This is a genomic window from Sanguibacter suarezii NBRC 16159 (genome assembly GCF_001552735.1).
Classification (GTDB): domain Bacteria; phylum Actinomycetota; class Actinomycetes; order Actinomycetales; family Cellulomonadaceae; genus Sanguibacter; species Sanguibacter suarezii.
Genome location: NZ_BCRT01000020.1, coordinates 54,680 through 75,375 on the forward strand (window position 1 = coordinate 54,680; position 20,696 = coordinate 75,375).

General features: G+C 69.6%; 14 protein-coding genes. 4 read left to right on the forward strand and 10 right to left on the reverse strand.

What is annotated here, in order from left to right; translation table 11 throughout:
* Window positions 1–21: 21 nt before the first annotated feature.
* The 5 genes from SS2_RS13210 to SS2_RS13230 all read right to left on the reverse strand — a co-directional run bounded on the left by SS2_RS13210 (window position 22) and on the right by SS2_RS13230 (window position 6,874).
* Window positions 22–903, reverse strand: a complete 882-nt coding sequence (locus SS2_RS13210; RefSeq protein WP_066464917.1) for a LacI family DNA-binding transcriptional regulator — start codon at window positions 901–903, stop codon at window positions 22–24.
* The gene (locus SS2_RS13215; protein ID WP_066464922.1) at window positions 900–3,446 is read right to left on the reverse strand and encodes a glycoside hydrolase family 2 protein; all 2,547 of its coding nucleotides are present in this window, start codon (window positions 3,444–3,446) and stop codon (window positions 900–902) included. Before SS2_RS13215 ends, SS2_RS13210 begins: the two co-directional genes overlap by 4 nt.
* Window positions 3,447–3,615: 169 nt before the next feature.
* Window positions 3,616–4,449, reverse strand: a complete 834-nt coding sequence (locus SS2_RS13220; protein ID WP_083942227.1) for a carbohydrate ABC transporter permease — start codon at window positions 4,447–4,449, stop codon at window positions 3,616–3,618.
* Entirely contained in the window at window positions 4,446–5,441 is a 996-nt protein-coding gene (locus tag SS2_RS13225) for a carbohydrate ABC transporter permease (protein WP_066464925.1), read from the reverse strand. Before SS2_RS13225 ends, SS2_RS13220 begins: the two co-directional genes overlap by 4 nt.
* 113 nt (window positions 5,442–5,554) lie before the next feature.
* A complete protein-coding gene (locus SS2_RS13230) occupies window positions 5,555–6,874 on the reverse strand; it encodes an ABC transporter substrate-binding protein (protein ID WP_066464926.1) in 1,320 nt (439 codons plus the stop codon).
* Window positions 6,875–7,097: 223 nt separating this feature from the next.
* Between SS2_RS13230 and SS2_RS13235 the strand changes: the two genes are divergently transcribed.
* Genes SS2_RS13235 through SS2_RS13245 form a run of 3 tightly spaced genes read left to right on the forward strand, consistent with a single transcriptional unit; the run spans window position 7,098 to window position 10,910 of the window.
* On the forward strand, window positions 7,098–8,558 hold the full coding sequence (locus SS2_RS13235) for an ROK family transcriptional regulator (protein ID WP_245643565.1): 1,461 nt from the start codon (window positions 7,098–7,100) through the stop codon (window positions 8,556–8,558).
* Between the two features lie 13 nt (window positions 8,559–8,571).
* Entirely contained in the window at window positions 8,572–9,669 is a 1,098-nt protein-coding gene (locus SS2_RS13240) for an acetylxylan esterase (RefSeq protein ID WP_066464928.1), read from the forward strand.
* The gene (locus SS2_RS13245; protein ID WP_066464929.1) at window positions 9,666–10,910 is read left to right on the forward strand and encodes an AGE family epimerase/isomerase; all 1,245 of its coding nucleotides are present in this window, start codon (window positions 9,666–9,668) and stop codon (window positions 10,908–10,910) included. Before SS2_RS13240 ends, SS2_RS13245 begins: the two co-directional genes overlap by 4 nt.
* A 107-nt stretch (window positions 10,911–11,017) precedes the next feature.
* Here SS2_RS13245 and yicI read toward each other — a convergent pair whose 3' ends face one another.
* Together yicI and SS2_RS13255 are read right to left on the reverse strand one after the other, a co-directional pair.
* The gene (yicI, locus tag SS2_RS13250; RefSeq protein ID WP_066464930.1) at window positions 11,018–13,378 is read right to left on the reverse strand and encodes an alpha-xylosidase; all 2,361 of its coding nucleotides are present in this window, start codon (window positions 13,376–13,378) and stop codon (window positions 11,018–11,020) included.
* Window positions 13,375–15,507, reverse strand: coding sequence for a beta-galactosidase (locus SS2_RS13255; protein ID WP_245643566.1), 2,133 nt, complete (start codon window positions 15,505–15,507; stop codon window positions 13,375–13,377). Before SS2_RS13255 ends, yicI begins: the two co-directional genes overlap by 4 nt.
* A 299-nt stretch (window positions 15,508–15,806) precedes the next feature.
* Between SS2_RS13255 and SS2_RS13260 the strand changes: the two genes are divergently transcribed.
* Window positions 15,807–16,808, forward strand: a complete 1,002-nt coding sequence (locus SS2_RS13260) for a LacI family DNA-binding transcriptional regulator (protein WP_066464931.1) — start codon at window positions 15,807–15,809, stop codon at window positions 16,806–16,808.
* A gap of 19 nt (window positions 16,809–16,827) precedes the next feature.
* Here the strand turns inward: SS2_RS13260 and SS2_RS13265 are convergent, their stop codons facing one another.
* From SS2_RS13265 to SS2_RS13275, 3 genes are read right to left on the reverse strand one after another with little or no spacing between them, the layout of a single operon-like run.
* Window positions 16,828–17,799 carry a carbohydrate ABC transporter permease gene (locus SS2_RS13265; RefSeq protein WP_066464933.1) on the reverse strand — a complete coding sequence of 324 codons (972 nt, stop codon included), beginning with the start codon at window positions 17,797–17,799 and terminating at the stop codon, window positions 16,828–16,830.
* Window positions 17,796–18,800 carry an ABC transporter permease gene (locus SS2_RS13270; protein WP_066464935.1) on the reverse strand — a complete coding sequence of 335 codons (1,005 nt, stop codon included), beginning with the start codon at window positions 18,798–18,800 and terminating at the stop codon, window positions 17,796–17,798. Before SS2_RS13270 ends, SS2_RS13265 begins: the two co-directional genes overlap by 4 nt.
* Window positions 18,797–20,461, reverse strand: a complete 1,665-nt coding sequence (locus SS2_RS13275) for a type 2 periplasmic-binding domain-containing protein (protein WP_083942231.1) — start codon at window positions 20,459–20,461, stop codon at window positions 18,797–18,799. The genes SS2_RS13270 and SS2_RS13275 overlap by 4 nt, the downstream gene beginning before the upstream one ends.
* Window positions 20,462–20,696: the final 235 nt, after the last annotated feature.

Here is a 20,696-nt window from a genome sequence, read left to right on the forward strand (position 1 = left end):
GGAGGGCGAGAGACCGCCGCCCTACCCCTGCGGGGAAGGCGGGACCGGGGGCGCTGCGGTGGACCCGCGCACGCTCAGCACCGCTGGCACGACCGGGTGGTCCTGGGGAGGCGACCCGGCGAGGGTGGCGAGCACGGCCGAGCCCGCGAGCCGGCCGAGCAGGTGCACGTCCAGGCTCATCGTCGTCAGCGGCGGGAGCGTCAGCTGGCACAGCGCGGAGTCGTCCCAGCCCACGAGGGACAGCTCCTGCGGCACTGCCACGCCCAGCTCGCGTGCCACGTGCAGTCCGGCCACCGCCATCACGTCGTTGTCGTAGACGATGACGGTCGGCCGGTCCGGCCCGGTCAGCAGCGTGCGGGTGATCTGGGCGCTGACCAGGTCGGAGTAGTCGCCCTCGATGGTCATCGGCGTGATCGCATGGCGCGCGCACACCCGGGCCAGGGTGGTCACCCGGTCGCGCGTGTGCAGGTAGCCGGGCGGCCCGGTGACGTGGGCGATCGACCGGTGCCCCAGGCGCAGCAGGTAGTCCGCGACGACCTCCATGGCCGAGGCGTCGTCGGCCCGGACCGAGGGCAGCGGGGGCGGCCCGGCCCAGTTGCCGACTGCCACCGCCGGCAGGCCCAGACGGTCGAGCAGCTCCGGACGCGGGTCGTCGACGAGGACGTTCATCACGAGCACCGCGTCGACGATGCCCGAGGCGGCCCAGCGCGCGTACATCGCGTGCTCGGCCTCCTCGTCGGCCACGACGGCGAGCAGGACGGAGAGCCCGTCCTCGCTGAGCACCTCCTCGGCTCCGGCGATGAACTCCATGAAGAACGGTTCGACGCTCACCACCCGCCGTGAGGAGGTGCGCACCATGCCGATCGCGCCGGGGCGGGCGCGACGGTCCTGCGCTGTGGTCATGGCCGCAGGCAGCTGTTGACCGAGCGCAGGATCGTCGCCAGCACGGCCGGGTCGCCGAGCTCGACGAGCCGCTGGTCAGAGATCTCCTGGGCGGTGGTGACCGTGAAGGTGTGCGACTCCCCCGGCAGGACCGTGACGAGCATGTCGTCGACCACCCCGTCCGGGGCGACCAGGTCGGCCAGCACGGCGAGATCGATCGCGGCGGAGGTGGCGACCACGTCGAAGGCGACGCCGTCGCCGGTCCGTCGGACCGTGACCTGCACGGGGTCCGCGTCGAGCGCGAGGTCCTTGTACTCGGCGAACAGGTGCACGGTGCGGACCCCGTCGATCTCGGCGACGAGCATCTCGCGTGCCGGGTCGTCGGCGGCGAGGATCTCGGCCGGGATGATCAGCGTGTGCGCCGAGCGGGGATCGACGGAGAGCGTCGCCTCGGCCCGGGCGAGCTCGGCGCCGCTGACGTCGATGCGCAGCAGCACGAGGTCGCCCTGCCAGGTCTGGGCGTGGTCGTTCACGGCGACGAGGGCGGTGTCCTCCCCGCGCGGCTGGACGGTGAGCAGCCGGTCGGCGTAGGCATGGCGCAGCGCGTAGAAGAGCGGCTTGGGCCGCTCGTCGCCGTCGATCGCGGCCCACGAGGTCACCGGCCAGCAGTCGTTGAGCTGCCAGACGATGGACCCGGCTGTTCGCGGCCACCACGAGCGGTAGTGCTCGATGGCGTGCTGGACGGCGTGCGCCTGGTTGAGCTGGGTGGTCCAGTGCCAGTCCTGGAAGGTGGCCGGCTCGGGCAGGTGCGGGGCGAAGCCGCGGTCGAGCTTGAGGTTGCCGTCGGCCGCCTTCTGGTGGAGGAGGAACTCCGGGGACTCCTTGGTCAGGGCCTCGGCGGGGATGGATCGGGTGAGGGTGGTCCAGGCAGGTGGTCCCTGGAAGCCGAACTCCGAGCTGAAGCGAGGGACGTCGTCGCGGTAGTGGGTGTAGTCGATCCGGTTCCACACCTCCCACTGGTGGTGGGTGCCGTGGTCCGGGTCGTTGGGGTGCACCGCGGGCGGCGCGCCGACCGCGATCTCCTCGGCGAAGCCGGGGCTGTACGGGCTGCCCGGGCAGTAGGGACGGGTCGGGTCGAGCTCGGCCACGATCGCCGGGAACAACTCGGTGTAGTAGCGGTGGCCCCAGGTACGTCCCTCGAGCTCGCTCTGCCAGCCCCAGTCCAGGAATCCCCAGAGGTTCTCGTTGCCGCCGTTCCACACCACGAGCGAGGCGTGCGGGGTGAGCCGGGCGACGTTCTCGCGAGCCTCGGCCTCGAGCTCGCTCCAGATCGGCTCTTCCTCGGCATAGGCCGCGCAGGCCAGCAGGAAGTCCTGCCAGACCATGATCCCGCGCTCGTCGCAGACGTCGTAGAAGTCCTCGGACTCGTAGATGCCGCCGCCCCAGATGCGCAGCAGGTTCATGTTCGCGTCGAGGGCCTGGTCGACTCGGCGGGCGAGCTTGTCGCGCGTGATCCGGGTGAGCAGGTGGTCGTCCGGGATCCAGTTGGCGCCCTTGACGAAGATCGGCTGCCCGTTGACCTTGAGCGTGAACGGCGTGCCGATCTCGTCCGGGGTGGTGTCCAGCTCGACCGTGCGGAACCCGATCCGGCGCTCGTAGCTGCCGTAGTCGTCGCCGTCCGTCGTGCCCAGGGTCACCGTGAGGTCGAAGAGGGGGTGCTCGCCGTACCCGGCCGGCCACCACAACGGCACGCCGGGGAACTCCAGGTGCACGACGGCGGTGCTCCCGTCGTGGGGCACCGCGAGCGTGGCGACGTGGTCGCCGACGCCGTGCGCGGCCCCCAGGGCCGCGGTCACCACGAGGTCGCCGTGGCGGTCCGCGGCGTCGGTGAGGTGGGAACGGTCGACGTCGACATGGACGTCGACGTGCCCGGTCCCGGAGTCGTCGACGGTGACCAGCGGGCGCACCTGGGCGAGCCGCGCCGTCGTCCAGCGCTCGAGGCGGACGGGCTTCCACAGGCCGGCGGTCTGCAGGTCGGGGCCCCAGTCCCAGCCGAAGCTGCAGGCCATCTTGCGCACCATGTTGAAGGGGTGGTCATAGGCGCGGGGGCGCAGCACGATCTCGTCCGCGACCTCGCGGGCGTAGGCGAGCGCGGACCGGAAGTCGACGGCGAGGTGGTTCTCGCCCTCGCGCACGAGGGCTGCGGCCTCGAAGCGGTAGCTGCGGTGCTGGTTGGCCGTGCGCCCCAGGACCGCGCCGTTGAGGGTGATGGTCGCGACCGTGTCCAGGCCTTCGAAGACCAGATCCAGGTGCTCCCCCGGGCGCGCCGCGGCGGCCTCGAAGGTCGTCTCGTAGCGCCAGTCGGTCAGGTGCATCCACTCCAGCGCGGTCTCGTTGAGATCGAGGTACGGGTCCGGGATGAGGCCTGCGGCGAGCAGGTCGGTGTGGACGGTGCCGGGTACCTCGGCGGGGACGCCTGCGCTCAGCGCGTCGGCGAGCTCGGCCGGGACGGGTCCGCCCGTCGCTCGAAGGGTCCAGCCGGTGTGCAGCGTCTCGCTGATCATCCTTGATCACTCCTGGGTAGGGCCCCTGCCGTGGGCCGAGTACGGGTGCGTCGAATCGATCTGAGTCGACGCGCTTCGATTCTTAAGCAAGGAAACTAACTAAGTCAAGGGGGTGCCGGAACGTGGCACCCAGATGGCTCGCCGTCCGTCGCGCCGAGCCTATCGCTCGTCACTTCGTCGCACCGCTGGTGAAGCCGTTGTAGATGAAGCGCTGCAGCAGCAGGAAGATGACGAGGGTGGGGATGATGACGATGACCACGCCCGCCGAGATCACCTCCCACTGCGCGCCGAACGGCCCCTTGAAGCGGTAGAGCGCGGTCGAGATCACTCCGAGGTCCGTGTCCTTCATGTAGAGGAAGGGGATGTAGAACTCGTTGTAGATCGCGATGCCCTTGATGATCACCACCGTCGCGATGGCCGGCTTGAGCAGCGGCAGGATGATCCTGCGATAGATGGTCACGTGGTTCGCGCCGTCGAGCACGGCCGCCTCGTCGAGCTCGCGCGGGATGGAGCCGAGGAACTGGATGAAGATGTAGATCGAGACGATGTCCGTACCCAGGAACAGCGCGATCGCCGCGCCCCGGGTGTTGTAGAGACCGAGGGTGTTGATCACCTGGAAGGTGGCGACCTGAGTGGTCACCCCGGGGACGAGGGTGGCGAGCAGGAAGGCGGCGACCACCGTCTTCTTGAGCCGGAAGGTGAAACGGTCGATCGCGTAGGCCGCCATCGTGCCGATGAGGATGGTCCCGGTCACCGACACCAGCAGGAGGATCGCGGTGTTGGCAAAGCCCTGGACCATCTTGCCTTTGGTGAAGGCGGTGACGTAGTTGTCCACATTCAACCAGTTCGCCGGGGCGTCGAAGGGACCCGTGGTGAGCAGCTCGTCGTGGCCCTTGAGGGAGGCCACGACGATGACGAGGATCGGCACCAGCGCCGCCAAGGAGGCCACCACGAGGGTGACGTACTTGGAGGCCGTGGCAGTCTTGGTGGCTAGGACGCTCATGTGAGGTTCACCTTCTCGTCAGGGACGATCTTTCGTTGGACCCAGGTCAGCAGCAGCACGATGACCAGCAGCACCACGGCCATCGCGGAGGCCAGCCCGACCTTGGAGAACTGGAAGGCCAAGGACATCGTCTTGATGACGAAGGTCGTCGAGCCGTTCGCACCACCGGTCATGATGAACGGGATCTCGAAGACGGCGAGGCTGCCCGAGATCGCCAGGATGAAGGACAGACCGATGATGGGCTTGATGCTCGGGGCGATGATGTAGCGGAACTGGTGCCATCGATTGGCGCCGTCCAGCTCGGCGGCCTCGTAGACCTGACCGGGGATGGACTGGATCGCCCCGAGGAACAGGACGAAGTTCAGGCCCATGTAGCGCCACACCGACGCGCCGGCGAGGGAGAAGTTCACCACGTCCGGGTTGCCGGTCCACTGCTGGATGAGCCCGTCGGCGTGGATGAGGGTCAAGATCGTGTCGAGGGTTCCGCCGGCCTTGAAGAAGTACATGAAGATCAGGCCGATGGCCACGCCGTTGATGAGGTACGGGAAGAACAGGATGCCTTTGAACAGGTTCCGGAACCGGGTGCTGAAGCTGAGGATCGTCGCGAAGTAGAGCGCGAGCGCCATCTGCACGAAGGACCCGGCGAGGTAGTACAGGCTGACGACGAAGACCGAGAAGAGCTCAGGACGGGTGAAGACCTCGACATAGTTGTCGATCCCGACGAAGTCCTTGGTCTTGTCCAGACCGTCCCAGCTCGTCAGCGAGTACCAGAACATGTTCCCCACCGGGATATAGGTGAAGAGCACCAGCAGCAGGATCGGGACGAGGAGGAACAAGTAGGGGGTGCCGGCCCAGCCCCAGGTGCCGCGGCGGCGTCGTGCACGGGCGCTCGGCCCTGCACTCGGTGCGGCAACCACTGGTGCGGCCGCGGGCGCCGGGGGCGCCGGGGGCGCGGCCGGCTCCGGCCGCGCGCTCTTGGATGTGTCAGTCATTCGAACTCTCCCACGGGGTGAACCACGCCTGCGAACGGTGTGCGGCGCTCGGCGTCGCGGTCGTGCACGGTGGCCCTGCGCAGCCGCTGCGGGCTGCGCAGGGCGCGCGTCGGTCAGCCGATCGCCGCTCGGGCGTCGGCCCAGCGGGTGTTGAGGTCGTCGAAGATCTGTTCCTTCGTCTCGTCGGTGGCGCCGCGAGCAGAGTCGATGAGCCGCTGGCGGTACTCAGGTGCGAAGAGGCCGATCTCCGCCTGCTTGTCGATGTCGTTGAGCAGGGACTCCTTGCCCGGCTCCCCCGGGTTCTGCACGACGAACTCGACGCCGAGGCTCTCGAAGTCCACGAGGGTCGAGGGCACCGGACCGTCCTTGAGCGGGGAGAGCCCGCCCTGCGACTCGGCGTAGCCGGACTCGGTGTTGAACCAGTCGATCCATGCGCGGGCTGCGGCCTTGTTCGTGGAGTTGATGTTGATGGCCTGGTTGTAGTCACCGCCCGCCGTCGCGTAGAAGGTGCCGTCCGTCTGGTGCGGGAAGGGCAGGTAGCCGATGGTCGCGGGGTCTCCCCCGAGGTCCGTCACAGCCTGCTGCATCTGGGAGATCGCCCACGAGCCGAGGGGCATCGCCGAGATGCTGCCGCTCGCGAGCAGAGACTTCGAGGTCTCCCAGTCCGTGGTGGTGGGGTCATCCTCGGTGAGGCCTTGGTTCACCGCGTCCCACAGCAGGGAGTCGATGACGAAGTGGTCCGACCCCTGCGCCCACGGGGCGTCGCTGACCGCCATGGTGTTCTGGTAGTCGGGGTCGGCGGAGATGGAGCCGCGGTGGCTCTCCCACTGGGTGACCGGCCAGCCGTCCTTGTAGTTCGTGTAGAGCGGGATGACACCGGTGGCCTTGATGGCGGTCAGCGCGTCGAGGAACTCCTCGGAGGTGGTGGGGATCTCGGTGACGCCGGCGTCTTCCCAGACCGTCTTGTTGTAGACGATGCCCTGGGTGTTGGCGACGATCGGGATGCCGTAGGAGACGCCCTCGTAGGCCTTCTCGGTGAGGAAGCGGTAGGTCTCCTCAAGCTCGGTGAGCTGACCGAGCGGCTCGAAGAAGTCCGGCAGCTGGGCCGGGGTGACGGTGTTGGGGATGAGCAGCACGTCGCCGTACTGGTCGGTGTTCATCCGGGTGCGCACCTCACCCTCGTAGTCCGTGATGCCCTCGAACTCGACGGTGACGTCGGGGTAGGCGGCGTTGAAGGCGGCGGCGTACTCCTCGAAGGTTCCGTCCTCGACCAGGTCGGTCCGGTTGGTCAGCACGGTGAGGTCGCCGGCGATCGCGGTCGGGTCCGCCTGGGCGTCGTCGCTGTCGCCCGAGGAGCAGGCTGCGGTCAGGCCGATGAGCGAGGCGATCGCGGTGGCCGCGACGACCCGCGTGCGTCGTGATGGAGGGAACATCTGTGATCCTCTCTGCTTCCGGCACGTCGACGTGCCGGAGGAGCCAGGCCCGGAAGGGCGCAAGGTCGTCGTCGACCCATGGCGGACATTCTTAATCAGTTTAAGTAAGTAAGTCAAGGGGCTCACTCGGCGCATCTGCGCCGGGCAAACTCCCCCCAATCCGCACAGTCCGACACCCTGAGACGCCCTGGACGGTCATGGCTGTTGCTACAAAGTTCGCGACGTGAATAAAGTAGGGGCCACCCGCGGCACCGTCCGCGGCCCCGAGCTGCGCACCGACCGACACCTGTGGGGCCGAGCCAGGCACAAGACGAATGAGGTGGCAGCGGTGAGCAGGACCAAGCAGAACCGACCCCCTGGCGTCAGCGCCTCGGTGGTTCTCGACGCGATCAGGGATGCCGGGACGATCTCCCGGGTGGGCCTGACCCAGGCCACCGGACTGACCGGAGCCACCGTTTCGACCGTGGTCCGCAAGCTGCTCGACGACGAGCTCGTCGTGGAGATCGGACGCGCGGAGTCCACCGGCGGCAAACCGCGGGTGCTGCTCGAGCTCAACCAGTCCGCCCGGTTCGCCATCGGCGCTCACCTCGACCACTCGGGGATCACCTACGCGGTGACCAACCTCGCCGGCGCCCCCGTAGCCCGCCTCTCCCGCCCTGGCCCCGGCGACGCCGACCCAGCCGTCGTGCTGAGCCGGATGGCCCGCGAGATCGACCTGCTCATCACCGGGATCGGCGTCGACCGGTCCAAGGTGCTCGGTCTTGGCCTGGCCTCCCCCGGCCCCCACACCTCGGCCAACGCGATGAACCGCACCCCACCGTTCATGCGCCCCTGGCTGGACTACCCGCTCGTGGCCGAGCTGGAGTCCCTCATCGACCTGCCGGTGCTGCTGGAGAACGACGCCACCGCGTCGGCCATCGGGGAGTACTGGTCGGGGGGCACCGACTCCGAGCGCACCTTCGCGTCGCTGTACATGGGGACCGGCGTCGGTGCCGGCATCGTGCTGGACGGAAACGCCTACCGCGGCTCGAGCGGGAACGCCGGGGAGGTGGGGCACATGAGCCTGGACCTGTCAGGGCCGCTGTGCTGGTGCGGCACGCGCGGCTGCGTCGAGGTGCTCGCCGGGCCTGCCGCCGTGGTCGCCGCCGCCCGCGAGGACCCCGAGGTGCGGCGCGCCGCCGGGCTCGACAGCCTGCGCGCGGGCACCTCGATCGCCTCGGAGTTCGCCGCCGTGGCGCGCGCCTCACGCAGCGGGGTGGCCGGCGCCCGGGAGATCCTCGAACGGTCCGCCCGGTACATCTCCCTCGCCGCCCACGCCATCAGCAACCTCCTCGACGTGCGCATGCTCGTCCTGACCGGGTCAGCCTTCGCCGCCGCGAGCCACATCTACGTCCCCGTGGTCCGCGACCTCCTCGAGACGGCTTCCTTCGCCCGTGCCAGCGGCCCGGTCGACGTCCGCCTGTCCCGCGCGGCGGACACCGCTGGCGCGATCGGCGGCGCAGCTCTCGTGCTGCAGTCCGAGCTGGTCCCCCAGCGCCGCGCCACCGCGGCGGCCGACGGCGCAGCGGCCGCCCCGCTCACCAGCGAGCTCTCCTCGCTCGCCCAGACCAGTGACCCGCAGCCTGCCGGTCACTACGCCCCCCGTTCCGTTCCCCTGTCACCACCTCGCTCCGCAACGCCCTAGGGAGAGGATCCCCATGCCGTTCTACGACCTCGACGACGAGGCCCTGCGCACCTACCTGCCCACCGTCGCCGAGCCCGACGACTTCGACGACTTCTGGAGGACCACCCTCGCCCAGTCGCGGACGGGAGACCCGGTGCTCTCCATCGAGCCGGTCGACCTCGGGCTCGACCTCGTGGAGACCTACGACGTGACCTTCGCGGGCTTCGGCGGGCACCCGATCGCGGCGTGGCTCGTGCTGCCGCGTGGAGGTCAGGACCTGCCCGGTGTGATCACCTACGTCGGCTACGGCGGCGGACGCGGCCTGGCGCACGAGCACCTCGCATGGGCCAGCGCCGGGTTCGCCCAGCTGGTCATGGACACCCGCGGGCAGGGCAGCGGCTGGGGCAACGGCGGCGACACCCCCGACCCGGTGGGCAGCGGCCCGGCCGGCGCGGGGTCAATGACCCGGGGGATCACCGACCCCCAGGAGTACTACTACCGCCGGGTCATCACCGACGCGGTCTGCGCCGTCGACGCCCTGCGCTCCCTTCCCCGGGTCGACCCCTCCCGGGTGGCAGCCACCGGCATCAGCCAGGGCGGCGGGCTGGCGCTGGCCGTGGCCGGTCTGGTCCCCGACCTGCTCGCCGTCACCGTCGACGTGCCCTTCCTGTGCCACCTGCGCCGGGCGGTCGAGATCACCGGCAGCGATCCTTACGCCGAGGTCAGCCGGTACCTCGCGGTGCACCGGGAGGAGGTCGAGCAGGTCTTCACGACGCTGTCGTACATCGACGGGGTGAACTTCGCCCGCCGCGCCACCGCCCCGGCGATGTTCTCGGTCGCTCTCATGGACACGGTGTGCCCGCCCTCGACGGTCTTCGCCGCGTACAACCACTACGGCTCCGCCGTCGCCACCCTCGACGTCGCAGTGCCTGTGGCCAACCCGACCGATCCGGCCAGCCGTGCGGACCGGCCGCGCACGACGATCGACGTCTACCCCTTCAACGAGCACGAGGGGGGCCAGGGCCACCAGCTCACCAAGCAGCTGCCCTGGCTGCGAGCGCTCGCCGGCCTCTCCTCGCCCGTCCCTGCCGAGCTCGCCTCGTCTGCCACGACCCCCGGAGCGTCCTCATGACCGTCACCGCCACGAGCTGGATCGACCGCCTCACCCACCGGCGCTGGCTGGACGACCACGCCCGCGACCTGCTGGCCTTCGGGGAGTCCTTCCCCTCCCCCGCCGGTGGTGCCGGGTGGCTCGAGGACGACGGGTCCCTGGATGCGATCCAACCGGTGTTCACCTGGATCACCTGCCGGATGGCTCACGTCTACGGGCTCGGGTCGCTGCTGGGCGTGCCCGGCTCCACCCCCCGCGCCCAGGCCGCCCTCGACGCCCTGCGCGGGCGCCTGCACGACGACGCGAACGGCGGCTGGTACGCCTCGATCGCCGCCGACGGGACCGTCGACGCGACGAAGAGCGCCTACGCCCACGCCTTCGTCGTGCTGGCCGCCAGCACCGGTGTGGCCGCCGGGCTGGCCGGCGCGGCCGAGCTGCTCGACGACGCGCTGACGGTGCTCGACGAGCGCTTCTTCGACGCGGCGTCGGGCCTGCACCGCGACGAGTGGAACGCGGACTGGACCGTGCTGGACCCCTACCGCGGGGTCAACGCGAACATGCACGCGGTCGAGGCGCTGCTCGCCGCCGCGGACGTCACCGGTGACGCGCGCTGGCGGGAGCGGGCGCTCGGCATCGCCCGGTACGTGGCGGTGGAGTGGGCGCCGGCGCACTCCTGGCGCATCCCCGAGCACTTCGACACCGACTGGACGCCGCAGCTGCTGCTCAACGAGGACACCCCGGACGACCCGTTCAAGCCCTTCGGCGCCACGGTGGGGCACGGGATCGAGTGGGCGCGGCTGCTGCTGCACCTGCGGGCCGGGCTCGGTGAGGGCGCACCGGCCTGGCTGCTCACCGGTGCGCGTGAGCTCTACGCCCGCGCCGTCGCCGACGGGTGGCGTGAGTCAACCCCCGGCGCGTGGGGCTTCGTCTACACCACCGGGTGGGACGGTGAACCGGTCGTGGCCACCCGGATGCACTGGGTCGCCGCCGAGGCGATCGGTGCCGCCGCAGCGCTGTGGCAGGCCACCGGGGAGGAGCGCTACGCGGCCGACTACCAGCGGTGGTGGGACCACGCGGCGCAGGCGTTCATCGACGCCGAGCACGGCTCCTGGCACCACGAGCTCGACGCGACGAACGCACCCTCGCGCGCGGTGTGGCCGGGCAAGCCGGATCTCTACCACGCCTTCCAGGCCACCCTCATCCCCCGCGCTCCGCTGACCCCGAGCCTGTCCGTCGCGCTGCGGGACAACCTGCTCACCTGACGGCGCTCACCCGCTCCGCCAGCGCCGGTCCGCCAGCGCTGTCCACCTGCCCCGCTCCGTCCCGTCTCGCGCTCAGCGGACGGGACGGAGCCGGTCGCCCGCTGCCCTCAGGCCACGAGCGGCAGGGTGAGGGTGGTGGCTCCGGGGGCAGCGACGAGGACGTGCGTCCCGATCTGCACGCTCCAGCCCGCGGGCGCGTGGCCGTCCTGGCCGCTGCGCTCCACCGTGACCACCCCGTCGGTGCACGTCACGTCGAAGCGCACGCCCGGGGCGCTCGGGTCGGCGAGGTCGGGGACCCGCACGCTCGAGGAGTGACCCTCGGCGATCTCGAACAGCCGCAACGTGACTCCCGCTGCCCAGTCGTAGTCCGGGCGGTCGGTGCGCGCGCCGACCGGCAGCACTGTGCCGGGACGCACGAGCAGCGGCAGCGAGTCGAAGCCGTAGCTGCCCTCGAACCAGCGTGGCCCGGTGAAGGTCTGGCCGTCGAGCAGGTGGGTCCAGGTGCCCTCGGGCACGTAGAAGGACACCTCGCCGCCGGCGCTGAACACCGGTGCCACGAGCAGCGCGTCGCCGAGCATGTACTGGGTGTCGACCGTCGCGGCGGCACGGTCCGTGGGGAACTCGAGCATCATCGGCCGCATGACCGGCGTGCCGTGGGTGTGCGCGTCCTCGCCCAGGCGGGCCAGGTACGGCATGAGAGACATCTTGAGCTTCGTGAAGTCACGGGTGATCGCCACGGCCTCCTCGTCGAAGGCCCACGGCACCCGGTAGGAGTCCGAGCCGTGCAGGCGACTGTGCGAGGACAGCAGACCGAAGGCGGCCCAGCGCTTGAACACCGCTGGGTCCGGGGTGCCCTCGAAGCCGCCGATGTCGTGGCTCCAGTACCCGAAGCCTGACAGCGCCAGGGACAGCCCGCCGCGCAGGGACTCCGCCATCGAGACGAAGGTCGACTCGCAGTCCCCGCCCCAGTGCACCGGGAACTGCTGGCCGCCAGCGGTGGCCGACCGGGCGAAGAGCACCGCCTCGCCCTCCCCGCGCTCGGTGCGCAGCAGGTCGAAGACCGCCTTGTTGTACAGGTGCGTGTAGTAGTTGTGCATGCGCTGGGGGTCAGACCCGTCGTGCCACACCACGTCGGTGGGGATCCGCTCCCCGAAGTCGGTCTTGAAGCAGTCCACGCCCATGTCCACGAGGGTCTTGAGCTTGCCCTGGTACCACGCCGTCGCGGCGGGGTTGGTGAAGTCGACCAGCGCCATCCCGGCCTGCCACATGTCCCACTGCCACACGTCGCCGTCGGCGGTGGTCACGAGGTAGCCGAGGTCGCGCCCTTCGGCGAACAGGTGGGAGCGCTGGGCGATGTACGGGTTGATCCAGGCGGAGATCTTCAGCTCCTTGGCCCGCAACCGGGCGAGCATGCCCTCGGGGTCGGGGAAGGTGGCCGGGTCCCAGACGAAGTCGCACCAGTGGAACTGGCGCATCCAGAAGCAGTCGAAGTGGAAGACGCTGAGCGGGATGTCCCGCTCGGCCATCCCGTCGATGAAGCTCGTCACCGTGCCCTCGTCGTAGGCCGTGGTGAAGGAGGTCGACAGCCACAGCCCGTAGGACCACGCCGGAACCCGGGCCGGGCGGCCGGTGAGCGCGGTGAACTTGGTGAGGATCTCGGTCGGGGTGGGCCCGTAGATGATGTAGTACTGCAGGTGCTGGCCCTCGACCGAGAACTGCGTCCGGGACACCACCTCGGTCCCCACCTCGAAGGACACCTTCTCGGGGTGGGCGACGAAGACGCCGTAGCCGGCGTCGGAGAGGTAGAACGGGATGTTCTTGTAGGCCTGGTCGCTCGCCGTCCCGCCGTCCTCGTTCCAGATGTCGATGGACTGGCCGTTCTTGACGAAGGCACCGAACCGCTCGCCCAGGCCGTAGACGTGCTCCCCCACACCCAGCGCCAGCTGCTCGTAGACGAAGTGAGTCCCGTCGTCGCGGGAGACCACGCCGACGCTGCGCGGGGTGGAGGAGGTCAGCAGCTGCTCACCGGCCAGGAAGTCGACGCCCCAGGCGCCCTCGGTGCGGACCCTGGCGGTCAGCCCTCCGGAGGTGATCGAGGCGTGCGGGTCGTCCGCCTGCGCGCCGACGGCCTTCGCGTCGCCGGGCCGGCGGTGGATCTCGAAGGCCGGCCCGTGGTCCACCGGACCCTGGAAGTGCTCGATCCGCACCCCGATGACGTCGTCCATGGGGGCGTCGTAGGTGATGGTGATCTGGGGCCGGTTGAGGGTGTCCCCCCGGGTGGTGATCGGCGCGGTCGGTGCGTAGACGGACAGCCGTGGGCCGCCCGCCACCCCGTCCGGCGCGTCGCTCGCAGCCCCGTCCGGGCCGCTCGCGCCAGCCCCGTCGACGACGACGACGTCGTCCACGGACTGCGGGCGCAGGATCGAGATCCCGGGAAGGACCTGCCAGTAACCGTCGGTGAACTTCATGGGGACCTCTCGGTGAGGGCTAAAGCGTCCAGGGCCGGCACCACGACGGTGCCGGAATGGTCGCGCTGAGTGAGCAGATCGGTCGAGGTGGCGTCGCCGAGCGCGACGGTCACAGGTGAGTCGGAGTGGTTGAGCAGGAAGGTCACCGCGCCGCGGCGCACCATCTCCACGCCGAGCGGCGTCGCGGGGACCGGGGTGCCCAGCGCGGTGCGGACGCCGCGCTCGCGCAGCACCTGGGTGAGCAGGGCGTCCGTGGCGGCGTCGGGCAGCAGCGCACCGACGTACCAGGTCTGCCCGCTGCCGTAGCCGTGCCCGACGACGGCCGGCGCGCCGGCGAGGTCGTGCGGCGCGCCCGCGGCGAAGGTGGCGAGCGCGTACCCGCCCTCCAGCCGCAGACGTTCGGCGAAGTCGCGCACCTGGCTGTCCTCCGCCAGCCAGGTGCCGTCACGTCCCCGGGCGAGCGGCGCGCCGTCCGCCAGGGGAATCCATTCCTCTCCCGAGGTGCCCAGCACGTCGGCGAGCTGGACCGGGAACCGTCCCGGTCGCAGGTGCCCGTCGGGGGTCACCACGGCGCTGAAAGGGCCGAGCGCGAGGGCGCCGCCGGAGCGGACGTACTCGCGCAGGTTTCCTGCGTCGTCGTCATCGAGGAGGTAGAGGTTGGGGGCGAGGACCAGGTCGTAGCCGCTGAGGTCGTCGCCGGGGCGGGCCAGGTCGACCGCGACCCCGCGGTCCCACAGCGGACGGTGCCACGCTCGCAGCTGGGCGAGCACCGAGAGCCGGTCGGTCGGGCGGGCCTGCGCCTCGGCGGCCCACCAGCTCGACCAGTCGAAGAGCAGGGCTACCTGAGCGCTGCTGCGCTGGCCGACGACGTCCGCGAGCGCTCGCAGGTCCGTCCCCAGCCGGACGACGCCCCGGTGCACGGCGGTGTCCGCCCCGGCGTGCGGGAGCATCGCGGAGTGGAAGCGCTCCGCCCCGGCGCGGGAGGCCCGCCACTGGAAGAAGCAGATGGCGTCCGCGCCGTGCGCCACGGCCTGCAAGGACTCCAGACGCATCCGTGCCGGGGCCTTGGGCACGTTGTGCGAGCGCCAGTTCACCGCGCTGACGGCCTGCTCCATGAGCATCCACGGCGCTCCTCCACCGAGGGACCGCATGAGGTCCTGGGTCAGGGCCGCGGTCGGTGCGGCGGCGTGGTCCTGGGGGTCGGGGTAGGCGTCGTCGGCGATGACGTCGAGGTCACCGGCCCAGGACCAGTAGTCGACGAGGGGGAAGAAGCCCATGAAGTTCGTCGTGACCGGGCGGACCGGGTCGACAGCACGGATGATGTCGCGCTGCTCACGGAACAGCGAGCGCAAGGCGTCGGAGGTGAAGCGGGCGAAGTCGAGCAGCTGGGTGGGGTTGATGAGGTACGGGGCCCGGCGGGGCGGGATGATCTCCTCCCACGCGTCGTAGCGCTGGCTCCAGAAGGTCGTCCCCCAGGCGGCGTTGAGCCCGTCGAGGCTCGTGTAGCGCTCGCGGAGCCAGTCGCGGAAGGCGGCGGCGGACTCCTCGGAGTGGCAGACCTGGCCGTACTCGTTGCCCACGTGCCACATCCGCACCGCAGGATGGGAGGCGTAGCGGGCCACGAGGTCCGCGGTGATCTGTCGCGCGAAGGTCCGGTAGACCTGCGAGGACGGGCTGAACTGGTTGCGCGAGCCGTAGGCCAGACGCACGCCGTCAGCGTCCACGGGCAGGGTCTCGGGGAAGCGGTGACCCATCCAGGGCGGCGGGGAGGCGGTGGGGGTCGCCAGGTCGACGGCGATGCCGTGGGCGTGGGCGAGGTCGAGGACCTCGTCCAGCCAGTCGAAGCAACGCTCCCCCGGGCTGGGCTCGAGCTGGGCCCAGCTGAACACCCCGACCGTGACGAGGTTGACCCCTGCGGCCTGCATGAGGGCCATGTCCTCGACCCAGGTCTGGCGGGGCCACTGCTCGGGGTTGTAGTCACCGCCGTAGAGGAGGCCGAGCTCCTGGGTGAGGGCGCCGAGCCCCTGTCGCTCAGCAGGCTGGGCAGGCACGGCAGGCACGGCAGGCGCGGCGGGCATGGCGGGCGCAGCAGGCGCAACGGGGCTGTCGTGGCCCGTCTGGTCGCTCATGGGGTGCCTCCCGTCCGTGGTCGCGCCGTCGTCGTGGTGAGTCTCCGCGATCTCGCATACCCAGCGGGCGATCGTCGAAGCGCTTCAACAGCGTATGCCGCTGCGAGGGTGCTGTCCATCGACTTTTCACCCGCTCCTGGCGCCCCTCCCGGCAACACGTCGGCCATCCGTAGTCGAATCGCTTCCGTCGGCCGGGACGGACGCTCTAGGCTGAGCACCAGCACCGACGGCCGCGCCCAGGCACCCCGCCCGGACCGGCCTCCCGCACGTCCTCCGCCCGCACGACCAGGGAGCCTCCAGTGGCCACGATCGACGATGTCGCACGCTCGGCAGGCGTCTCCACCTCGACGGTCTCCTACGTCCTGAGCGGCAAGCGACCGATCTCGGCGCCCACCCGCCTGCGGGTGGAGAAGGCCATCCGTGACCTGGGCTACCGTCCGCACGCCGGTGCCCGGGCCCTCGCCTCCAACCGCACCAACGTCATCGCGCTCATGGCTCCGCTGCGCGTGGACGTCAACGTCAACGTCATCATGCAGTTCGTCACCGGCGTGGTGACCAGCGCCCGGTCCTTCGACTACGACGTGCTGCTGCTCACCCAGGACGACGCGGCCGGCCTGGACCGGGTGGCCAGCGGGTCCATGGTCGACGCCCTCGTGGTCATGGACATCGAGGCCGAGGACCCGCGCATCCCGGTGCTGGCCGGGCTGCGCCAGCCGACCATCCTCATCGGCCTGCCGCGCCAACCTCAGGGCCTGAGCTGCGTGGACCTGGACTTCGACGGCGCGGGTCACCTCGCGGTGAGCCACCTGGCTGGGCTGGGTCACACCAAGATCGGGCTCATCGGGTCCCCCGCGGCCGTCCTGGAACGGCACACGAGCTACGCCGAGCGGCTGCTGCGCGGCTTCCGCAGCGCGGTGGCCGAGCTCGACGTCGACGCCGTGCACGTCTCGTGCGAGTCCTCCCAGACCGGTGCGGTCGAGGCCGTCGACCGGCTGCTGACCGACATGCCTGATGTCACTGCGGTGATCGTCCACAACGAGGTCGCCCTCCCTTATGTCGTCGCTGCGCTGCGCGAGCGTGGATGCAGTACTCCCGAGAACGTCTCGGTGCTGGCTGTGTGCCCCGCGGACGTCGCCGACGCCCAGCCGGTCCCCTTGACCTCGATCGACCTGCCGGCACACACCATCGGTCGGGTCGCGGTCGAGATGACCATGGCCCGTCTGGACCACGACCAGCCGGCCGAGACCCGGTTGCTCACCCCGCACGTGGTCGAGCGAGGCAGCACCCGCCCGCCGCGCTGAGCGGCGGGCAGGCGGGCCCTCAGCCCTTGATCGCCCCGAAGATGACGCCCTTGGTGAAGTTGCGCTGCACGAAGGGGTAGACGATGACCACCGGGATCAGGGCGAGCACCATGACCGCCATCTTCACCGCCAGGCTCGCGATGTCTCCGGTGGCAGCGTCGACCGACGTCCCCGCGGAGCCCGGGATGGGCTGCCCCTGCAGGACGTAGGACCGCAGCACCATCTGCAAGGGCCACTTCTCCGTGTCACGGATGTAGAGCACCGCGTTGAAGAACGCGTTCCAGTACCCGACGCCGTAGAACAGGGCGATCACCGCGGTCACCGCCCGGGAGATCGGCATGACGATCTGACCGAGGATGCGATAGTCGCTCGCGCCGTCGATCCGGGCAGCCTCGGTGATCCCGGCGTCGATCCCCATGAAGAAGTTGCGCATGATGAGCACGTTGAAGGCCGAGACCGCCCCAGGCAGGATGAGCGCCCAGTAGCTGTTGATCAGACCGAGGTTGCTGATCCACAGGTAGGTCGGGATCAGGCCGGCCCCGAAGAACATCGTGATGAGAAAGATGAACAAGATCGGGCGGTGCCACAGCGTGTTGGGGCGCGAGAGCCCGTAGGCGGCCATCGCCGAGACGATGGTGGAGATGAGCGTGCCCACCACCGTGATCCCCACGCTCACCAGGGCTGCGCGGCCCACCACTCCACCGCTGATGAGCTGGGAGTACGCCTCGAAGGTGATCTCCCCGGGGACGAAGACCATCCCGCCGGCCTCCGAGATCGTCGTCTTGGACGAGATGGAGGTGAGGATGATCGAGTACAGCGGGATGAGCACCGCTCCGGCGACGATGGTCAGCGCGACCCCCTTGAAGAAGAGCCCGACCGGGGTGGCCGGCTCCTCCCAGGAGGCGCGGTGCTTGGACTTGCGTGGTCTCTTGACCGGCGGGACGTCGGAGGCGGCGTCGAGCGGCCGGACGACTTCACTCGTGGTGGTCATGATCGCTTGTACACTCCTGCTTCACCGAAGACGTGCGCGAGCTTGTTGGCACCCAGCACGAGGGCGAGGCTGACCACGCCCTTCATGAGGCCGGCTGCGGCGGCGAAGCCCCAGTCGCCGTACTGAACACCTTGGAAGTAGACGTAGGTGTCGATGACCTCCGTGGTGGCCGCGCCGATCGCGTCCCGCTGGAGGTAGAGCTGCTCGAAGCCGACCGACAGAGAGTCCCCCAGGCGCAGGATGAGCAGCAGGATCACCACCGGCCGCATGGCCGGCAGCGTGATGTGCCACATGCGGCGCCAGCGCCCTGCGCCGTCGACCGCGGCCGCCTCGTACTGGGCCGGGTCCACCGTGCTCAGGGCGGCGAGGAAGATGATGATCCCCCAGCCGGCGTCCTTCCAGATGGACTGGGACGTGATGAGCAGCAGGAAGGTGCTCGGGTCAGTCATGATCGCGAGCGGTTCACGGCCGGCGGCACGCAGCACCTGGGAGATGAGCCCTGCTCCACCGAACATCTGCTGGAAGATCGTGATGACCAGGACCCAGGAGAAGAAGTGCGGCAGGTAGACGATCGCCTGGATGCTCGTCTTGAGCCGGGGGCTGAGGACCGAGTTGAGCAGCAGCGCCAGCACGATGGGCACCGGGAAGTAGAAGACCAGCTGGAAGACCGTGATGGTCAGCGTGTTCTGGACCGCGTTGATGAAGTCGGGGTTGGAGAAGACCCGGGCGAAGTTGTCCCACCCCACCCACGGGCTGTGCAAGAACCCGGTGTAGGGAGAGAACCTCTGCCAGGCGATGATGTTGCCCGCCATGGGGATGTAGGCGAACACCACGAGCAGCAGCACAGCGGGCAGAGTCATGATGAGCATCGACTTGTCCCGCTTGAACCGCGTGAGCAGCGAGATTCTGCGCACCGCCGGGGGCGCAGGCGTGACGCCTGCGCCACCGGGGGTCGCAGCGGGAGCCGGATCGGCCTCCCGCGCAGCGGTTCCTAGGCTCACGAGGCGTCCAAGATCTCCTGGTAGAACTTTCGCAGCTCCTCGCCACCGGCTGACTTCCAGGTGGCGACGGCGGCATCAAGGTCCTTGAGCGACTTGCGCCCGCGGGAGATGTCCTTCTCGAGGTCGTCGAAGGGCGTGCTCAGAGAGGCGTACTGGTCCGGCTCGGAGATCTGCACACCCCAGAACAGCGGAGCGACGGCGAACCCTGCGGCCTTCTGGGCGAAGGTCGAGGACGCCTCGACGAAGCCGGGATACTGCACCCGGGCGTTCACCTCAGGTCCGTCGACGAGGAACATGTAGGTCGGCTGGATCTCCGTGGCCGCGAGGTCGGTGCGGACCGGCAGCCCGTCGTCGCCCCGGGTGAAGTGCACGCCCTCGACGCCGTTGGAGATGAGGTCGAACTCGGTCGTGCCGAAGGGGGCTGCCAGGACGTTGGCGATGTCGAGCAGCTCGGTGATCTTCGCCTCATCGTCGCTCTTCTTGAGGAAGGAGAAGATCGAGACCGGCGAGTTCTTGTAGTAGACGGGATCCTTGCCGTCCGCGCCGAAGGGCTCCAAGGGCTTCTGCGACCAGGTCGGGTTGGTGCCGAGCATGGTCCCGAGGTTCTCGTGCCACGAGCCGATGCCGTCGTTGATGATGAGGACGTTGCCGTCCCAGAAGAGCTGCTTGCCCCAGGCACTGTCCACGTCGGGGTGCACCGCGCCGGAGGCGAAGACCGCTGCGTTCCACTCCAGGGCCGCGCGATACTCCGGCGTCTCCATCCGGTGGACGAGCTTGCCCGCGTCGTCGACAGTCCACTTGGGGACGACGGAGTGGATGATCGTCGAGGTCACCCACATGTCGTGGGCGCCGTACTGACCCTTGCTCGGGTCGGTGACCTCGACCATGAGGTCGAGGAGGTCCTGGGCGTTCTTGACGTCGGGGGTGATCCCCAGTCCCGTGAGGATGTCGTCGCGGTAGAAGATCGAGTCATTGATCACGCCGGTCGGGAAGGGCAGACCGTAGACCTTGCCGTCAAAGCTCGAGTAGCTCCAGGCGGAGGTGGGGATGTTGGCCAGGTTGGGCCACTTCTTCACCTTGTCGCCGGCGATGTACGGCGTGAGGTCCTGGAAGACGTTGGGGACGATCTCGCTGCCGAAGCGCGGCGGCATGTTCCAGCTCGGCACGCTCACCCAGTCGGGCAGGTCCTTGGGGGCGGCCAGCGCCGTGGCCAGGACGGTGCCGTAGTCGTTGCCGTCTGCGATCTGGAAGTTCAGCGTCGAGCCGAGGAGCGCGTTGACCGCGGCGTAGTACTGGTTGCCCGAGGTGGGCGGCGGGGTCCCCCACAGCGGCGTCATGGCCGTGAAGGTCGACCCCTTGCCGGGAGGCGCGGCGACGGACTGCTTGAGCTCGGTGGGGATCGAGGTGAAGCCGGGGGTGGAGCCGTTGACGCTCGGGAAGTCCGGCTCGACGTAGTCGATCGGGATGAAGCTCGGCAGGTGAGACGTCGTGGTCGCGACCCCGCCCGGGTTGGCGGGTCCGGTCGCGGCGCCGGAGTCCCCGCACGCGCTGAGCAGCGACGGGACGCCGATGACGGCGGCACCGGCCGCGAGCATGCCGAGGAAGGATCGGCGGTTGATCGGGGCTTGCATGAGCCGTTGACGTTCTGGGCTGGTCTTCATGGGGCGTCCTTCACTCCTTTGTGGGTTCCGCAGCACGTCAGCGTGCTCAGGATTCGACTACGCCGTCGAAGCGATTCGACGAAACGGACTCTACGACAGATCATTGCGGGTGACAAGAGATCGGTGGGAACGCGACCAACACGATTTTTCTCACTGTTGTCGCCGCCGCCATCGCACATCGCTGAACCACTAGTCATCGAACCGTTTCGAGCGTTAGCCTGTGGTTCACCTCGAC